This window comes from Shewanella sp. K8 (genome assembly GCF_028823715.1).
Lineage (GTDB): Bacteria > Pseudomonadota > Gammaproteobacteria > Enterobacterales > Shewanellaceae > Shewanella > Shewanella algae.
The window spans coordinates 44,749-60,891 of the sequence record NZ_JAPEHY010000019.1; the positions used below are offsets into that span (position 1 = coordinate 44,749).

Genomic DNA, 16,143 nt, shown 5'->3' on the forward strand with positions numbered 1-16,143 from the left:
AACAGTGTAAGCCCCATAAACGAAAAAGGCCGCTTAGGCGGCCTTTTTACTTAACTGAATGGATTCACCAGAATCATGGTCTCATTCCGGTCAGGCCCGGTTGATATGATATCGACAGGTGTTTCCAGCAGTTCTTCAATCCGCTTGATATAGTTGATTGCTGCCTGCGGCAGTTGCTCCAGAGAAGTGGCACCAAAGGTGTTTTCACTCCAGCCAGGCATAGTCTCATACACAGGAGTAACGTGCTCGTAGCCTTCGGCCGCCAGCGGAGTCACATTGGACACAGTACCGTCTGGGTGCTGATAGCCTACGCAGAGCTTCACTTCTTTCAAGCCGTCCAAAACGTCGAGCTTGGTCAGGCAGAAACCACTGATGCTGTTGATCTGAACCGCGCGGCGCATAGCCACTATGTCCAACCAACCCGGACGACGCTTACGACCGGTTGTCGCACCAAATTCCTGGCCCTTGGTTCCCAGGTGATCGCCGATTTCACATTCCAGTTCAGTCGGGAATGGGCCGGCACCCACACGAGTGGTATAAGCCTTGATGATACCGCAGACATAGTCCAGGTGACGTGGGCCGAATCCTGAACCTGTTGCCACACCACCTGCGGTAGTGTTGGAAGAGGTTACAAATGGATAAGTACCGTGGTCGATATCCAGCAAGGTGCCCTGAGCGCCTTCAAACAGTATGTTGTCGCCATTCTTGCGGGCTTGATCCAGCAATTCGGTGACATCCACACACAGACCTTTCAGGTAGTCTGCCAGTGCCAGCGCGTCATCCAGAGTCTTCTGGTAATCAACGGCTTCGCACTTATAGTATTCGGTCAGCATAAAGTTGTGATAGGTCATCACTTCTTTCAGCTTCTCGGCAAACAGTTGTGGATTGAAGAGATCCCCTACGCGCAAGCCGCGACGGGAAATTTTATCTTCATAAGCCGGGCCGATGCCGCGCCCTGTAGTACCGATAGCCTTGTTGCCACGCGCTTTTTCGCGAGCAATATCCAGCGCACAGTGGAAAGGAAGGATCAGAGGACAAGCTTCAGAGATCAGCAGGCGTTCCTCTACCGGAATACCTTTCTCTTTCAGCATGCCGATCTCTTTCATCAGAGCATCGGGCGCCAAAACCACGCCGTTGCCGATAATGCACTTGACGTTATCGCGCAGAATGCCTGAGGGGATCAGATGAAGAACGGTTTTTTCACCATCGATAACCAGAGTATGACCAGCGTTGTGGCCACCTTGGTAACGGACTACGAATTTTGCCTGTTCGGTCAGAAGGTCGACAATCTTACCTTTTCCCTCGTCACCCCATTGAGTGCCGAGAACAACTACATTTTTGCCCATTGTTTGCTGCAAGGTTGCGGTTAAAGCAGGATTCTAACAGATATTGGCATGGAAGGGGCAAGTATTTATGAAAAAATAATCAATATGACAATTCCTGCAACAACCAGGACGCCGCCCAGGCGTTGCATGATAGCTGTCGGTTGGGAAGCCACTTCCAACAGGTAACGACGCCAGCGGTTGGGGAATAACAAGGGCCCCACCCCTTCCAGGATCAATACCAAACCCAAGGCCATCAACAGTAGTTGCCAACTCATGTTTCACCCCATTTAAACCTGCCACAACAACCCTGAGTATACAGGGCTGCCAGGGATAAATCTCAGCCATAAAAAAACCCAGCGTACGCTGGGTTTTTGGTATCTCGAAAGCGATATTAACGCTTGGAGAACTGTGGCTTACGACGTGCTTTACGCAGACCAACTTTCTTACGCTCAACCTTACGAGCATCGCGGGTTACATAACCAGCAGAACGTAAAGTAGGACGCAGAGCTTCGTCCAGCTCCATCAGAGCACGGGTGATACCGTGACGGATAGCGCCGGCTTGGCCAGTGATACCACCGCCCTTAACAGTTACATAGATGTCCAGCTTTTCAGTCATTTCAACCAGCTCAAGAGGTTGACGAACAACCATACGAGCGGTTTCACGACCAAAGTAAACATCCAGAGGACGTTGGTTAACAACGATGTTGCCACTACCTGCTTTAGCGAATACGCGAGCAGTTGAAGTTTTGCGACGGCCAGTGCCGTAGTACTGAGTTGCAGCCATTTGCTTAATCCCGTTTAGATATCAAGAACTTGAGGTTGTTGTGCAGCGTGGTTGTGCTCTGCGCCAGCGTAAACTTTCAGCTTACGGAACATGGCACGACCCAGAGGGCCTTTTGGCAACATACCCTTGACTGCTTTCTCGATGATCATTTCTGGCTTGTGAGCTTGCAGCTTCTCGAAGCTGATTTGCTTGATGCCACCTGGGAAGCCTGAGTGCGAGTAGTACGTCTTGCCTGCAGCCTTGTTACCGGTCACAGTTACTTTCTCGGCGTTGATCACGATGATGTAGTCACCGGTATCTACGTGAGGAGTGTACTCAGCCTTGTGCTTGCCACGCAGACGCAGAGCGATTTCAGTGGCGATACGACCCAGGGTCTTACCTTCGGCATCAACAACGTACCAGTCACGAGCTACAGTTTCTGGCTTAGCAGTAAAAGTCTTCATTATTACAAAAACCCAAAGTTAAATTCTGTCACATGCTACCTGCGGATGCAGATAACACAAAAATGCCTTTCTCTGCCCCTTCGAGCAAAGAATCTGGCTTTTAAATCCGCCCAATCGGCGGAGTAACGTGGGCAGGTGGCGGATTATAGACAAAGCTGAACTAAAAATCACCTGCTTTTTGAGATCCCGCCGTAAAAGGCGATCTTTTTCAAGTCGTTACCGCTTTAGCACCATCGACGCCTTGGTCACCGCGCTCATTCGGTTGGATTGTCGGCAACAAAACGGGCGCAATAATCCCCTATGGCAGGTGCTCCAGAGCCAGGTAATCCCGGGACTGCATCTCAATCAGGCGGGAACGGCAGCGACGAAATTCAAAACTCAGCTGCCCATCTGTGTAAATCTGCTCGAGCGGTACCTCGGCCGAGATGATAAGTTTCACATGCCGCTCGTAGAACTCATCCACCAGCGCCAGAAACCGGCGGGCAATATCATCCCCTGTCTGCTGGGCGCCCATCTGTTCCAAGCCACTGAGCAACACTGTGTGAAACAGCTGCGCCAATTCCATATAGTCCCGCTGACTGCGCGGCCCATCACACAGCGCGCGGAAGTCGGCCAGCAAAACACCCTGGGCCTGCTTACGGATCACTATGCTGCGCCCATCTATCTCCAGCGGCGTTTCAGAGACTTCAGACTCAGGCGCCAGTTGGGTGAAATAGCGTTGCAGATTGCACTCGGCGGTTTCATCCAGCGGGTGATGGTAGATCTCGGCCTGTTCCAGGGTCCGCAGTCTGTAGTCAATTCCAGAATCGACATTCAGCACCTGGCAGTTGGCCTTGATTTCGACGATGGCTGGTAAAAATCTGGCCCGCTGCAAACCGTTCTTGTAGAGGTCGTCCGGCACTATGTTGGAGGTGGCCACCAAGACCACGCCCTCCTTGAATAGGGCCTCGAACAGCGTGCCCAGTAACATGGCATCAGTGATGTCTGAAACAAAGAACTCATCAAAGCAGATCACCCGATATTGCTGCGCCATCTGTTTGGCTATTACCAACAGCGGGTCCCGCGTTCCCTTGAGCTCGTCCAGTTCCCGATGAATTCTGTGCATAAATCGATGGAAATGCGCTCTCAGTTTCTGCTCACCCGGCAGGGCATCGAAAAAGGTATCCATAAGATAGGTCTTGCCGCGCCCAACACCGCCCCAGAGGTAAAGCCCCTGAACCTTGCTGTTTTTTTCCCGGCTGAACCAATTGCGCCATCCGGACTTTTGCGGCTTTTGCAGCTCATCATAAACACGCTGCAATGCCTTTACCGCTTGCTCCTGCGCCGGGTCATGGCTGAAATCTTCACGGGTGAGATCTTGTTGGTAATGCTGCCAGGGGGTTAACTGCGACACTTGAATTATTCTCTTTTAACCTTATTTGATGGGTACCTAACCCAACTCACGCAACAGAGTTGGGGCGGCAAATGGTATCATGAGACCCACGCTCGGGGTATATTTTGCCAGGTATCCCAATAGGGTCGAGCAAGAGCATAAGACACAAAGACAAACTTAAGGAGTCGATATGGAATGGCCACTGGTGTTTGCGGCTTTCATTCTGGGGTTGATACTGGGTTATATCGGCAAGACCTTGGTCAGCCGGGGGCTCGGCAAGAGCAATAAAGGGGCTGCCATAGAGCGCAGCAAGATGGAATTGAGCCAACACAAGCAGGAGGTCAGCGATCATCTGGCCGAACAAAGGGCACTGCTGGGACAACTGACTGAACAGATCAATCGCCTCAATCAGCATTGGAATCAGGGCAGCCAAAGATTGGCCAAAGAGGAGCAACTGGCCCCTTTGCCAGCTATGCTGACCAGTGTGCCTGACACGGAAGAACGGCCAGAGACTGCATCCCCCGTCAGCGTGCAATAAAAATTAATCTTTGTTAATGAATGATGAACTTTTTAAACAGGATTAAAGTCGGATTAATTACCGGACGCTCGTAAGAGCCTTTATGATTCAGCCACCTCGGTGGCAAACAGTACATGGTTATTTGATCCCGTATTAGGAGCAATGCATAGATGAAGACCAAGTTATCTCTTGTTTCCGCCGCCCTCCTCGGGGCCACCCTGACACTGGCCCCTGTAGTCTCCCAGGCCGCGCTGCCACAAGCCGTAGACGGCCAAACCATGCCGAGTCTGGCACCCATGTTGGAGCAGACCACACCGGCGGTTGTCTCCGTGGCTGTTTCCGGCACTCAGGTTTCCCGCCAACGGGTACCGGATATATTCCGCTACTTCTTTGGCCCCAACGCCCCGCAGGAGCAAGTACAGGAGCGACCGTTTCGCGGTTTGGGATCCGGTGTCATCATAGATGCCGACAAGGGCTATATAGTCACCAACAACCATGTAATCGATGGCGCCGATGATATTCAGGTGGGGCTGCACGACGGCCGCGAAATCAAGGCCAAGTTGATAGGCAAAGATAAAGATGCCGATATTGCCCTGCTGCAGATTGAGGCCGACAACCTCACGGCAGTCAAGTCTGCTGACTCGGATGACTTGAGGGTTGGCGACTTTGCCGTGGCCATAGGTAACCCCTTCGGTCTTGGGCAAACCGTGACTTCAGGTATTGTCAGTGCTCTGGGGCGTACAGGCCTTGGCATAGAGATGCTGGAAAACTTCATTCAAACCGATGCCGCCATTAACAGCGGTAACTCAGGCGGCGCCTTGGTTAACCTGCGCGGCGAGCTTATCGGTATCAATACCGCCATTGTGGCTCCCGGCGGCGGTAACGTAGGTATCGGCTTCGCGATACCGGCCAACATGGTTCATAGCCTGGTGGATCAGATTATCGAACACGGCGAAGTCCGCCGCGGCGTTCTGGGGGTCATGGGTCGGGATCTGGACAATGAACTGGCTCAGGGCTTCGGTCTCAAGACCCAACACGGTGGCTTTGTCAGCGAAGTAATGGAAGGCAGCGCCGCCGATAAGGCGGGCATCAAGGCAGGCGATATTATCGTCAGCATTAATGGCCGCAAGATCAAGAGCTTCCAGGAATTGAGAGCCAAGATTGGCACCATGGGTGCCGGCACCAAGGTAGAGCTTGGCCTGATACGTGATGGTGATGACAAGACAGTCAAAGTCACTCTGGGCGAAGCCAGCCAAGTGAAAGAAACTGCGGCCGGCGCCGTTCATCCTATGTTGGCCGGTGCCACTCTGGAGAACAGCAAGAAAGGTATCGAGATCACCGATATCGCCCAGAATTCTCCAGCGGCCATGAGTGGCTTGCAAAAAGGTGACTTGATTGTTGGGGTAAACCGTACCAAGACTGCCACTCTCAAAGCGCTGAAAGAAGAACTCAAAGAGCAACAAGGCGCAGTGGCACTGAAGATAGTCAGGGGCAACAGCAGCCTGTATCTGATCCTCAGAGGTTGACAGTCATCCGGAAAAAGCGGGGATAACCCCGCTTTTTCTATTTCCGGTGCCCAATTCAGGGCAAAATTGACTTCCTGGGCCTTGACTATTGTTCGCAAGAGCAAGAAACATGCTAATCTAACGAGCTTTTTTAATATTCAGCAATGTCATCATAATGAAAGAAACCCTGATCTATATCTGCAAAGCTGTGGTCTTTGGCCTGGTAATGGCAGCCGTCTTTCTGCTGGCCAACCGTTTTATGGGCGAAGGCAATCTCGGTGGCAACCTGTTGCAGTTCAGGGGAAACAGTGGTGCAGAGCTGTCCTTTGCCAAGGCGGTACGCCGCGCCGCGCCGGCGGTGGTGAATATCTATAGCCTGAGTATCAACCAGAGCCGGCCTCTGAATGGCGGTTCTCTGCAGGGTCTGGGCTCAGGCGTCATCATGAGCAAGGAAGGCTACATTCTCACCAACTATCATGTGGTCAAGAAGGCCGATGAAATTGTGGTGGCATTGCAGGATGGCCGAAAATTCGGTGCAGAGGTAGTCGGCCAGGATCCTGAAACCGACCTGGCCGTGCTGGAGATCCAGGGGGATAACCTGCCAGTCGTACCGGTTAACCTCGACAGCCCACCTCAAGTGGGCGATGTGGTGCTTGCCATAGGTAACCCCTATAACTTGGGGCAAACCATTACCCAGGGGATCATCAGTGCCACAGGTCGTAACGGCCTGAGCACAGGCTACCTGGACTTTCTGCAAACCGATGCTGCCATCAATGCCGGTAACTCGGGCGGCGCCCTGATAGACACCCATGGCGGCCTGATAGGCATCAACACTGCCGCCTTCCAGATAGGCGGTGAAGGGGGTGGCCATGGCATCAACTTCGCCATTCCCATCAAGCTGGCCTACGCTGTCATGGGCAAACTGATCAAGGACGGCCGGGTTATTCGCGGGGCTCTGGGGATCTCGGGTGAAGACGTCAGCCCGGTTGTGGCGCAAATACTTAACTTGCCGGATCTTCGCGGCGTAGTGGTAACCGGCATAGAACCCAATGGCCCGGCAGCACTGGCCGGTCTGAGGCCCAGAGATGTGATCACTCAGTATCAGGGGGAAGAGGTTACCCGCATCTATATGCTGATGGACAGGATTGCCGAGACCACACCTGGTACCAAGGTCACACTGCAGGTGATCCGCGCCGGTAAACAGATAGAGCTCCCGGTCGTTATTGGCGAGAAGCCGGTTGACTACAACTGAAAATAAATCTGCCGGCAAAACTGGCAGAGACAAAAACACCGGGCCAAGAACCCGGTGTTTTTATTGGTAACAGGACTTAGTCCTGCTCTTCGTCGTCTTCATCTTCCAGCTCGTCACCTATGTAATAGGTGCCCCAGCCGTCATAGTCAACCTTATGCTTGACCGCCAGCTGCAGCAACTGCTCACAGGCCTTATCCAGAAGTTCGGCTTCCAGTTGGTGGTAGGCAATGGCGTCAAAACAGAAAATCAAACTACCATCATCCAGTTCCACCTCTTCGGCATCGTTAACCTCAAAGCCCAATTTAAAGGCATCGACTGCGGCCTTTTCCAGGCGGTCAAAGTTAGTGGACGAAAAATGGTGCTCTATGGTGTATTCAGCATCGGCCTCAGAACCGTCATCCAGCAAGGACTGAATAATGTCACGGTTTTCCTGCTTCTGTGCCTGCAACAGACGTTCAATGGACATGCTTGTCTCCGAAAAAATAGGTCAGAGGGTATTATACGATATCCGCGGGCACAGTTTTACCCATAAGTGCTGCCGCCTCGGCATTGAGTTGTTTCAGTTTGCTGGCCATGGTGGCATGGACCTTATCGGACAACTCTTTAACATTGGCCTTGCTTAGGCCTTTGGTCGCCACCGGCTCCATCATCTCAATGATCACCACGCCATTGTTCCAGCGGTTGAGCTTGATATGGCACTGATTGGAAGCCAGTACCGGTACCATAGGCACTCCGGCGGCTATGGCGGTATGAAATGCCCCAGCCTTGAAGGGCAGCAAGCCGCGACCGCGACTGCGGGTGCCTTCAGGAAATATCCATACAGAGAGGCATTTCTCTTTGATCTTACGCGCCGTCTCGGCCATGGTTTCAAAGGCGCGGGTACGGTTTTTACGGTCGATGAGAATATTACCCGAAAGCCAATAAAGCTGACCAAACAGCGGCATCCACAACAGGCTCTTCTTTCCCAGGCTGACAGTGCCTTTGGGAACCGCTGCTGTGTGGGTAAACATATCGAAATTATTTTGATGGTTCGCCAGAAAGATACAGGGCTCACCCGGGTTGGTTTTGCCTGCACGCACTATGACTTTAACACCCAGTATAGGCGCTACCGCCGAAAACAGTCGGGCAAACAGGTGTACATTGTCTCTGTGTCTTGGACGCAAGATGCAAAAAATGCCACCAAAAACAAAGGCCAGCAATAAGAGTACCGCCAGCAACAGAGAACGGACTATCAACAGCATAAATTTACTCCACTTATGCAACGGCGGACAGTATAGCTACAGGCCTGCTGTGGCTCAATCTTTTGTTTACATCTGTGCGCTGATTTTTAACAGCATAAAAAAATGCGGCCACTGGGGCCGCATTCAATCTCGCCAGTCTCAGCGGCGGCCGCTGAAGCCAAGCAGCACACGGAACAGCAGAGCGCTCAGTGCCAGAGTTGCCACTATCGCGGCCCCACTAGGCAGGTCATAACTCGCCGAGGCCCACAGACCGGCGACATAACCCAATACCCCGACCAGATAGGCCCAGCCAAGTGCGAAACGGCCGCTGTATTTATTCAGCGCCAGTGCCGGCAGAATCAAGGTGCTAAACACCAGATAGACACCCACCAGCTCCACCGACAGGGTTATCACCAGGGCAAACAGGGGATAAAACACGGCGCCATTGAGCAAAGACGGGCGCCACAGCAATAGCCCCAACACCAGAGCATAAACCAGTGCCGGCAAGATCAGTTGTGGCCAGTTGACCCAAAGGATCTGCCCCGACATCAGTTGCTTGAGCAGCTCGGCACCATGGGGGTCGTTGGAGAGCAGCAACATGGCAGCCACAGCAGCCAACACGTAGAAGCAGCCGATCATGGCCTCCAGCTCAGAGGCCATCTTACGTGACAACCAGGCTATGACTCCGGCCCCGGCCAGGGCAAACAATGCCGGCATCCATACATGAGAATAAGGAATATCCTCCAGATCATGGTTAAGATGCGCCACTATCGCCCCCAGAGCCGCCACTTGGGCAATCGCCAGATCGATAAAGATGATCCCGCGCTTCAACACCTGACGCCCCAATACCACATGGGTTGAGAGTACCAGCAGGCCGGCCGCAAAGGCCGGCAAGAGTATGCTGAACAGTCCGCTGTCCATAATCAATTCACGCTCTTGAGCAGCGAGATGGCGCTGTCATACAGGCTGAAAAGATCCTGACTCTGGGCGTTACCACCGACCGACATGGGCAATACCAATACAGGCAACTTGGCTCTTTCACCCAACCAGTTGGCGCCACGTTCATCCTGATAGGATGCCACTACCACGGCACTGACATCCCCTTGCCCTGCCCGCTCAAGCAGCGAAGCCAAGTGTGAACTGCTGGGGGGCAACCCGGGCTTGGGCTCGAGATCCGCGACCTGAGAAACTCCTAACCAGTTGAACAGATAGCGGAAACTGGTGTGATAGGCGATAACCTTCTTGCCCTTGAGTGATGCCGCTTCGGCTTCCCACTTGGGAATAGCCTGCTGCCAACGCTCGCTGAATGCCTTGAGCGCAGCCTCGTAATCGGCTTTTCCTTGAGGGTCCAGGGCCACCAGCTTGGCGCTCAGCGCCTTGGCGATATCCAGCATCCGATACGGGTCAAAGTGCAGATGCGGATTCCCCTTGGCGTGCACATCCCCCATGCTGCGGTCGACCGAATCCAGCTTATCCAGGGTCTCAACCTGATCGGCTGCAAAAAACAGCCCCTGATCCGTAGAGCGCACCTTGGCGTTGGAAGATTTCATCTGCAGCATAGGCAACCAACCGATTTCCAGATCCGCACCGGCGCAGACCGCCAGATCAGCCTGGCGCATCTTGGCGATTAAACTGGGCCGAGCCTGCACCTGGTGAGGATCCTGCAAGGCGGTTGTGGCCGAATAGATGTCCGCATCCGGCGCCAAGCTCTTGGCCAACGCGGCATATTCAGGTTCACAGGCAAAAATATTCAGGCTGGCCTGAGCCTGCCAACTGGCCACCAGAGTCAAAGCGGCCGTGGCCAGGCCGACAAATTTAGAATTGATGCGCACCGTGGGCCCCCAGAGTCATAACGTATTGCAGAGTGATAACATTGTCGTCTTCGATACCGTCGAAATTAGTGCCACGCTGATTGGTGTACTGCAGTCTTACGGTAGAGAAGTGGCTGTGATGCCAAGCCAGGCTAACTTCGGTTTCTTTCAGCTTCTGACCGTGGAAATGATCGTCGTGGGCCTGCTGGGTATCCAGCTCGCCGTAGCGGATCCCGGTAGACCAGCTGGGGCTCCATTGGTAGACACCGCTCAGATACCAGCCCTGATGGTAATCTTTCGGCTCTGCATGGGCGTGTTCATCCTCGTGATGCTCATGCTCGGCCTCGGCAACGAAATCTGCCACCCGGAAATATTCACCACTCACAGTCAGATGCTGATACTTGTAGTTGCCGTTGGGTGCCCACTTATAAACAAAGTCGGCAATATAGGTGTTTTCACCCGTATAAGAGGCACCATGGCTGTGACCTTCATGGTCGTGGCCGTGATCATGCTCCTCTTCCTCACCTGCGTGCTCTTCAAAAGGGGTCATGCGGCCATTTTCATTGCGCAGATATGACAGCCCCAACTGCCAGGAACTGTCTGTCCCTATATCGCCACCTATCTTGGTGTAAGCGGTATAAACACCCACATCCTTGAACTCGCGCTCGCCGTGTTCATCCTCGGCACGCATCTTGTCGCCCTTGAAAGCTTCCAGACCCATTACCCAGTAAAGGTCTGTCGGTGCCACATAGTTCAAGCGGATACCATCATCAAAGTAGTGATTGCCCAGGAAGGCGCGGTAAGCCGCCGGTCGGTCGGTAAAGGCATCCGAGTGCGGGTGTTGGTTATTGAGATAGCCCACATCAGACAAGAAACGTCCGGCGCGCACCGCAAACCCTGCCGGCATCGCCAAGGTCTGAATAAAAGCCTCTTCCAGATTCACTTCGGTATCACCATCATGATTTTCTATGGTGGTGGTGAGTTTGCCGTAAAACATATCGTCAATATTGGCGCTGAGCGCCAGTTCGGTTTCCCCCAGACCAAAACCTTCCTGACGCTCGGCCATGGGACGATCCGCCGTTTGATAATAGCCATCCAAAACCGCACTGATCGCCGGATTGGTCAGCGTAGGGTCCTGGGCCATTGCACAGGTGGAAACCAAGCCACAGGCCAAGGCCAGAGGCGAAATACGAGTTGAAAAAACAGTCATTTTAGCTCCTGAAATACAGCAGTCATCGCACCGCAATTCCATGCGGTCGATAGCAAAATTTAAATAGATGTCTCTTTAAATTCAGGCTGTTACAGGTGGAGCACGACTGTTAAACAGGCGAACGTGGGTCGCCTGCCAGGAAGGAGCCGTAAAACTGACTCTGATATAGGATTGTTTGACAGCATCCAGATGCAGCCCGGTGCCGGGCATGAGCTTGTTCAGCTGATGCTGATGGAAACAGAGGGTACAGTGGGTCTTGTGACCCTCTTCGAGATGGGAAATGCTGTGGGCCGATGCAGCCACAGACAAGAGCACCAGTATGGCGGCAAGCCATATGGCAATAGTGCTTCTTGTACGAACAGCGATATCCAAACCTAACATCCCCCAGATAGATCCGGCGCTAGTGTAAGCCAGCCTACCCCGAGGTTGCAACAAGGTTAACAAGGCGAAGCTGAAACTAAAAGTTACAAGATATGTAACGGTGCCAAGGTTTCGGCGCTAATTACAGCTTACAGGCCTGGCTGAGATTAAGTTCTGCTTAAGCTCTGCCGGTTAAAGTTTACCCTATACTCTTTGTGCTCGCGCCCGCCCATGGGAGCAGCCTAACCAAAGGAAAAGCTATGTTGGCATTTCTCAAAAATAACCTGGGGATTATCCTGTTTGCCATTCTGTTTTGCGGCGCCATTTTGGGCGGCATCTATTACGTAGAAACCTCCCTGGCCAATCAGGTACAGGTGGTAGACTGAGCCCTCAGCGATACTTCTGCCGCTGCGCCGAATCATCCTCTTCAACTTTAACCGGCGCTTCAACCGTGTGCAGATGATCCATCAGGTGGCTGATCAGCAAGACGATCAGCCCAAGGATTGCGACAGGTATCCCGAAGTGTCTGGTCTCTGGAACCAACCAGGCACAGATAGCCGCAGCCGCCCCCAGATAAAAACCCACCAGTTTCAATTTCAATAACCAAGGCGTCTTCCCAAGCCAGGCTTCACAATGAGGACACTGGATCTGCGCGGAAAAACCACTGCCCCGCTGCCGGGCTATCTGAGAAACATTAAAGGTTTTATTGCAATTGGAACATAGCACTCGAGCGTTCTCCGGCGAGCTCAACAAAGGGGCGCTATTCTAGCAAAGCTGGCGTCTGCCTTATATCTCCCATGAGTGAAAAACCACAAATCCGCGAGCTTTTTGGGCGTCATCGGACATTTCGTGTCATATTTATTGACTCCAACACTTCAAAAATACAGATAAAAATCGGACAAAAACATGGTTAGAACTCTCTTGCTCGTGTTGTGTTTATCTCTTTCCTGGCAATCTTTCGCATCTGAACCCGAACCGCTCGCTACCGAGCAGCTCACTTTGATGCAGCAAACCATAAGACAAAATATCCAACAGCTTCGCAGTGCCAAGGGCGAACTCAAGGCGGTGACTGAGTTTAGGATCAAGGCGCTGACTCTGGCACAAAGAAATAAACTCAAAGAGAGCATAGATGCCATTGGCGACAGGAGCGCAGAGCAGAATGCCAAGGTGAATGTTTTGCCGCACCTGCAAGCGCAGCGGCAACTCCTGCAGGAGATGGTGCAATATCTCGACAAGGAGATAATGTCGCTGCAGGGCAAGCTCGGCAAAGGGGAAGATCAACAGCTGATGCTTGAGATCTCCCGCCGCAGCCTGGAAAAGGATGAAATTCAAAAAGGCTTGCTGGAACTGCTCAATTGGTCAGAGCAACTGGGACAGGATGTCAGCCAGGCGAAAGAATCACTCAAGCAACGTCTTATCGTCAGAGCCGAATTGCTCGAGAGTCTGGTGAGCTACAACCAGCAGCAGTTGGGCGTGCAAATGGCCGAAAATGCACTGGCGGGCAAAGATGTCAGCAGCGAGCAGAGCAAGACCTTGACCCTGCTGAAAGAGCAGTTGGAAAACAACAGCAGCAGCCTGAGCGCAGTGATAGGCATGCTGGATAAACTGGATGTAGATACCAGCGATCTGAAAAAGACCCTGTTTGCCATTTCCGGGGACATCACCCAGGACGTCCTCAATATCGATATCGTCTCCAGTCTGGCCGGACAGTGGTTTGATATCGCCAAGGCGCAGTTGATTGAAGGTGGGCCGGATATACTATTCAAGATATTTATCTTCTTGTTTATCTTGCTACTTACCGTCTTGCTGGCCAAATTAACCAAGCGAATCGTCGCCAAGGCGGTCAGTAACTCCAAACTCAAGTTCAGCAAGCTGCTGCAAGACTTCTTCACCTCGCTTTCCGGCAAGGTTATTTTCACCCTAGGGCTGCTGATAGCCTTGTCACAGCTTGGATTCGAACTCGGCCCACTACTGGCCGGTTTCGGTATTGCCGGGGTAATTATCGGTTTTGCGCTGCAGGATACCCTGTCCAACTTCGCCTCAGGGATGATGATCCTTATCTATCGTCCCTTCGATGTGGGAGATCTGATCCATGCCGCCGGAGTCACAGGCAGAGTCAGCCATATGAGCCTGGTATCTACCACCATCAAGACCCTGGACAACCAGCGGCTGATCATTCCCAACAACAAAATTTGGGGCGATACCATCAACAATATCACCGCCGAGCATCACAGACGGGTAGATATGACCTTCGGCATCAGCTACAGCGATAATATTGAACAGGCCGAAGCCGTGCTGGAGCAACTGGTGCAAGAGCATCCCAAAGTACTTAAGCACCCTGAGCCTACGGTTAAACTGCACCTCTTGGGCGAATCCTCGGTGGACTTTGTGGTGCGCCCTTGGGTCAGGCCGGAAGACTATTGGGAAGTTTACTGGGACATCACCCGGGCGGTGAAGATGCGTTTCGACGAGGAAGGGATCAGCATTCCATTCCCGCAGCGGGACGTACACTTCTATCGCGGTTAAATCGGCGCGGCAGTATCCAATACAACCAAGGGCGCATCTGCGCCCTTGGTTGTTATCGAGTTAAAGCCCTATCACTTCACCCTGCTCATTGATATCGATATGCAGGTAGCCTGGGTTCAAACCCAGCCCAGGCATTGTCATCACCTTGCCCACCAAAGCAGTGACAAAACCGGCTCCGGCGTTAAGCCTAAGCTCAGTGATTGGCAGGGTAAAACCGCTGGGGGCCCCATTGAGTTTGGGATCGTGGCTGATAGACATAGGCGTCTTGGCCATACACACAGGCAGCTTGTCTGCGCCAAGACGCCGGATCTCGGCCAGTTGCTCACGGGCCTTGGCCGACAACTCTACCCCGGCCGCACCATAACCAAGCTCGGCCAAGGTTGCCAGACTGGCCTCGAGTCCAAGCGAAGGGTCATAGAGAGGCTTGAAGCCATCGCCCTTGCCTATGGCCGTCAATACCGACTCGGCCAGAGCCTTGGCGCCATCGGCACCTAGGGCAAAGGCCTCACTGAGTTCACAAGCATCGGCGCCCTCGGCGAGGCAGGCCTGCCTCAGCCACTCAAGCTCCTGCTCGGTATCTTCGGGAAAACGGTTGACGGCCACCACCACAGGTGTGCCGTAGCGGCGCACATTGGCCAGGTGCCAGGCCAGGTTGGCAAAGCCCTGCTCCAGTGCCTGTTGGTTAGGCCGGCTTACTGCCTCCCCCTTGAGCCCGGCATTACTCTTAAGCGCTCTCAAGGTCGCCACCAAGACGGTGCAATCCGGCTGACGCCCGGAAATCGGCGCCTTGATGTTGCAGAACTTCTCAAAGCCCATATCCGAGCCAAAGCCGCCTTCAGTGACCACATAGTCGCTGAGTTTCAGCGCCATTTCGTCGGCAATGATAGAGGAGTTGCCATGGGCGATATTGGCAAAGGGCCCGGTGTGGATAAGACAAGGGGCGCCGTTGAGGGTCTGCATCAGTGTCGGCTCCAGCGCCTGACGCAAAATGGCGCACATGGCACCGGCAACCCCGAGCCGCTCGGCTGTGATGGCCTGTCCGGAGGTATCGAGTGCCAGCAACACCTGGCCGACACGGCGGCGCATATCGGCAAGATCGCGACTCAAGGCCAAAATGGCCATCAGCTCCGAGGCGGCGGTGATATCAAAGCCAGACTCATGCTCAGGGCCATTGTTATTTCCCAGCCCTACCTGAATTTGGCGCAGGCTGCGATCATTATGATCCATCACCCTGTGCCAAAAAAGCTTTTCCGGATCGATATTGAGCGCATCCAAGCCACTGCGACGGCTGAACTCTGCCGCCCCGAGGCGCTGCTCGTGATGCAGCCTGGCATCCAGCGCGGCGGCGGCCAGGTTGTGGGCGCTGGTAATGGCGTGAATGTCCCCGGTAAGATGCAAATTCAGTTCTTCCATCGGCACTATCTGGGCATAACCACCGCCGGCAGCCCCACCCTTGACGCCAAAGACCGGCCCCATACTGGGCTGGCGCAAACAGGCGCAAACCTTGTGCTCGAGCGCATGCAGGGCCTGGGTCAAACCTATGCTGGTCACCGTCTTGCCTTCACCGTGTGACGTAGGCGTTATCGCAGTCACCAGAATCAGCTTACCGGGCAGATAGTCATAGACCCGTTCGAGCAAGGACAGCGGGATTTTTGCCTTGTGGTCGCCGTAACAGCTGAATTCACCGGGACGCAACCCCAGCTCAGTAGCGATATGCTCAATGGGACGCCTCGGCGTCATTCTAGAGATCTCTATGTCCTTCAACATTCAGTAAAACTCCCACAAGGGCCAAAGCAAATAGATCAAAGGACCCGCATA

At 53.4% G+C, this 16,143-nt stretch carries 18 protein-coding genes; 5 read left to right on the top strand and 13 right to left on the bottom strand.

Features of this window, described 5'->3' with window-relative positions:
* Window positions 1-50: 50 nt before the first annotated feature.
* From ON072_RS11785 to zapE, 5 genes are all read right to left on the bottom strand, one after another.
* Window positions 51-1,346 carry an adenylosuccinate synthase gene (locus ON072_RS11785; RefSeq protein WP_025009337.1) on the bottom strand — a complete coding sequence of 432 codons (1,296 nt, stop codon included), beginning with the start codon at window positions 1,344-1,346 and terminating at the stop codon, window positions 51-53.
* A gap of 65 nt (window positions 1,347-1,411) precedes the next feature.
* Complete coding sequence (locus tag ON072_RS11790; protein ID WP_025009336.1) at window positions 1,412-1,600, bottom strand: DUF2065 domain-containing protein; 189 nt, start codon at window positions 1,598-1,600, stop codon at window positions 1,412-1,414.
* Window positions 1,601-1,716: 116 nt separating this feature from the next.
* The gene (gene rpsI, locus ON072_RS11795) at window positions 1,717-2,109 is read right to left on the bottom strand and encodes a 30S ribosomal protein S9 (RefSeq protein ID WP_025009335.1); all 393 of its coding nucleotides are present in this window, start codon (window positions 2,107-2,109) and stop codon (window positions 1,717-1,719) included.
* A gap of 14 nt (window positions 2,110-2,123) precedes the next feature.
* The gene (rplM, locus tag ON072_RS11800) at window positions 2,124-2,552 is read right to left on the bottom strand and encodes a 50S ribosomal protein L13 (RefSeq protein ID WP_025009334.1); all 429 of its coding nucleotides are present in this window, start codon (window positions 2,550-2,552) and stop codon (window positions 2,124-2,126) included.
* A 298-nt stretch (window positions 2,553-2,850) separates the two neighbouring features.
* Window positions 2,851-3,945 (bottom strand): cell division protein ZapE, encoded by a 1,095-nt coding sequence (zapE, locus tag ON072_RS11805; protein ID WP_044733632.1) that lies wholly within the window; start codon window positions 3,943-3,945, stop codon window positions 2,851-2,853.
* 169 nt (window positions 3,946-4,114) lie between these two features.
* On the opposite strand from zapE, the gene ON072_RS11810 reads away from it, so the two are divergent.
* The 3 genes from ON072_RS11810 (at window position 4,115) to degS (ending at window position 7,198) form a co-directional block, all read left to right on the top strand.
* Window positions 4,115-4,462, top strand: a complete 348-nt coding sequence (locus tag ON072_RS11810; protein ID WP_044733631.1) for a ZapG family protein — start codon at window positions 4,115-4,117, stop codon at window positions 4,460-4,462.
* Between the two features lie 149 nt (window positions 4,463-4,611).
* Window positions 4,612-5,967, top strand: coding sequence for a Do family serine endopeptidase DegQ (gene degQ, locus ON072_RS11815; protein WP_025009332.1), 1,356 nt, complete (start codon window positions 4,612-4,614; stop codon window positions 5,965-5,967).
* Between the two features lie 148 nt (window positions 5,968-6,115).
* Window positions 6,116-7,198 (top strand): outer membrane-stress sensor serine endopeptidase DegS, encoded by a 1,083-nt coding sequence (gene degS / locus ON072_RS11820; RefSeq protein WP_062793558.1) that lies wholly within the window; start codon window positions 6,116-6,118, stop codon window positions 7,196-7,198.
* Between the two features lie 76 nt (window positions 7,199-7,274).
* On the opposite strand, the gene rraB is transcribed toward degS, so the two are convergent.
* The 6 genes from rraB to ON072_RS11850 all read right to left on the bottom strand — a co-directional run bounded on the left by rraB (window position 7,275) and on the right by ON072_RS11850 (window position 11,820).
* Window positions 7,275-7,664, bottom strand: a complete 390-nt coding sequence (gene rraB, locus ON072_RS11825) for a ribonuclease E inhibitor RraB (RefSeq protein ID WP_025009331.1) — start codon at window positions 7,662-7,664, stop codon at window positions 7,275-7,277.
* 31 nt (window positions 7,665-7,695) lie between these two features.
* Window positions 7,696-8,439, bottom strand: a complete 744-nt coding sequence (locus ON072_RS11830) for a 1-acylglycerol-3-phosphate O-acyltransferase (protein WP_025009330.1) — start codon at window positions 8,437-8,439, stop codon at window positions 7,696-7,698.
* Window positions 8,440-8,577: 138 nt separating this feature from the next.
* Complete coding sequence (locus ON072_RS11835) at window positions 8,578-9,339, bottom strand: metal ABC transporter permease (protein WP_093982046.1); 762 nt, start codon at window positions 9,337-9,339, stop codon at window positions 8,578-8,580.
* A 2-nt stretch (window positions 9,340-9,341) separates the two neighbouring features.
* Window positions 9,342-10,250 (bottom strand): metal ABC transporter solute-binding protein, Zn/Mn family, encoded by a 909-nt coding sequence (locus ON072_RS11840; RefSeq protein WP_025009328.1) that lies wholly within the window; start codon window positions 10,248-10,250, stop codon window positions 9,342-9,344.
* The gene (locus ON072_RS11845) at window positions 10,234-11,439 is read right to left on the bottom strand and encodes a hypothetical protein (protein ID WP_044733629.1); all 1,206 of its coding nucleotides are present in this window, start codon (window positions 11,437-11,439) and stop codon (window positions 10,234-10,236) included. Before ON072_RS11845 ends, ON072_RS11840 begins: the two co-directional genes overlap by 17 nt.
* Window positions 11,440-11,520: 81 nt before the next feature.
* Window positions 11,521-11,820: a hypothetical protein gene (locus tag ON072_RS11850; protein WP_044733628.1), complete on the bottom strand. Its 300-nt coding sequence runs from the start codon at window positions 11,818-11,820 to the stop codon at window positions 11,521-11,523.
* 239 nt (window positions 11,821-12,059) lie between these two features.
* On the opposite strand from ON072_RS11850, the gene ON072_RS11855 reads away from it, so the two are divergent.
* On the top strand, window positions 12,060-12,185 hold the full coding sequence (locus ON072_RS11855; protein WP_037436329.1) for a hypothetical protein: 126 nt from the start codon (window positions 12,060-12,062) through the stop codon (window positions 12,183-12,185).
* Between the two features lie 4 nt (window positions 12,186-12,189).
* Here ON072_RS11855 and ON072_RS11860 read toward each other — a convergent pair whose 3' ends face one another.
* Window positions 12,190-12,525, bottom strand: coding sequence for a hypothetical protein (locus ON072_RS11860; protein ID WP_025886860.1), 336 nt, complete (start codon window positions 12,523-12,525; stop codon window positions 12,190-12,192).
* 180 nt (window positions 12,526-12,705) lie between these two features.
* On the opposite strand from ON072_RS11860, the gene ON072_RS11865 reads away from it, so the two are divergent.
* Window positions 12,706-14,325 (top strand): mechanosensitive ion channel family protein, encoded by a 1,620-nt coding sequence (locus tag ON072_RS11865; protein ID WP_274626061.1) that lies wholly within the window; start codon window positions 12,706-12,708, stop codon window positions 14,323-14,325.
* A gap of 60 nt (window positions 14,326-14,385) precedes the next feature.
* On the opposite strand, the gene ON072_RS11870 is transcribed toward ON072_RS11865, so the two are convergent.
* The gene (locus ON072_RS11870; protein ID WP_144131863.1) at window positions 14,386-16,092 is read right to left on the bottom strand and encodes a formate--tetrahydrofolate ligase; all 1,707 of its coding nucleotides are present in this window, start codon (window positions 16,090-16,092) and stop codon (window positions 14,386-14,388) included.
* Window positions 16,093-16,143: the final 51 nt, after the last annotated feature.

What these genes read in the sequence shown, in the direction of transcription:
- ON072_RS11785 (WP_025009337.1), bottom strand. Translation starts at nt 1,346, where the DNA reads ATGGGCAAAAATGTAGTTGTTCTCGGCACTCAATGGGGTGACGAGGGA.
- ON072_RS11790 (WP_025009336.1), bottom strand. Translation starts at nt 1,600, where the DNA reads ATGAGTTGGCAACTACTGTTGATGGCCTTGGGTTTGGTATTGATCCTG.
- rpsI (WP_025009335.1), bottom strand. Translation starts at nt 2,109, where the DNA reads ATGGCTGCAACTCAGTACTACGGCACTGGCCGTCGCAAAACTTCAACT.
- rplM (WP_025009334.1), bottom strand. Translation starts at nt 2,552, where the DNA reads ATGAAGACTTTTACTGCTAAGCCAGAAACTGTAGCTCGTGACTGGTAC.
- ON072_RS11810 (WP_044733631.1), top strand. Translation starts at nt 4,115, where the DNA reads ATGGAATGGCCACTGGTGTTTGCGGCTTTCATTCTGGGGTTGATACTG.
- degQ (WP_025009332.1), top strand. Translation starts at nt 4,612, where the DNA reads ATGAAGACCAAGTTATCTCTTGTTTCCGCCGCCCTCCTCGGGGCCACC.
- rraB (WP_025009331.1), bottom strand. Translation starts at nt 7,664, where the DNA reads ATGTCCATTGAACGTCTGTTGCAGGCACAGAAGCAGGAAAACCGTGAC.
- ON072_RS11830 (WP_025009330.1), bottom strand. Translation starts at nt 8,439, where the DNA reads ATGCTGTTGATAGTCCGTTCTCTGTTGCTGGCGGTACTCTTATTGCTG.
- ON072_RS11835 (WP_093982046.1), bottom strand. Translation starts at nt 9,339, where the DNA reads ATGGACAGCGGACTGTTCAGCATACTCTTGCCGGCCTTTGCGGCCGGC.
- ON072_RS11845 (WP_044733629.1), bottom strand. Translation starts at nt 11,439, where the DNA reads ATGACTGTTTTTTCAACTCGTATTTCGCCTCTGGCCTTGGCCTGTGGC.
- ON072_RS11850 (WP_044733628.1), bottom strand. Translation starts at nt 11,820, where the DNA reads ATGTTAGGTTTGGATATCGCTGTTCGTACAAGAAGCACTATTGCCATA.
- ON072_RS11855 (WP_037436329.1), top strand. Translation starts at nt 12,060, where the DNA reads ATGTTGGCATTTCTCAAAAATAACCTGGGGATTATCCTGTTTGCCATT.
- ON072_RS11865 (WP_274626061.1), top strand. Translation starts at nt 12,706, where the DNA reads ATGGTTAGAACTCTCTTGCTCGTGTTGTGTTTATCTCTTTCCTGGCAA.
- ON072_RS11870 (WP_144131863.1), bottom strand. Translation starts at nt 16,092, where the DNA reads ATGTTGAAGGACATAGAGATCTCTAGAATGACGCCGAGGCGTCCCATT.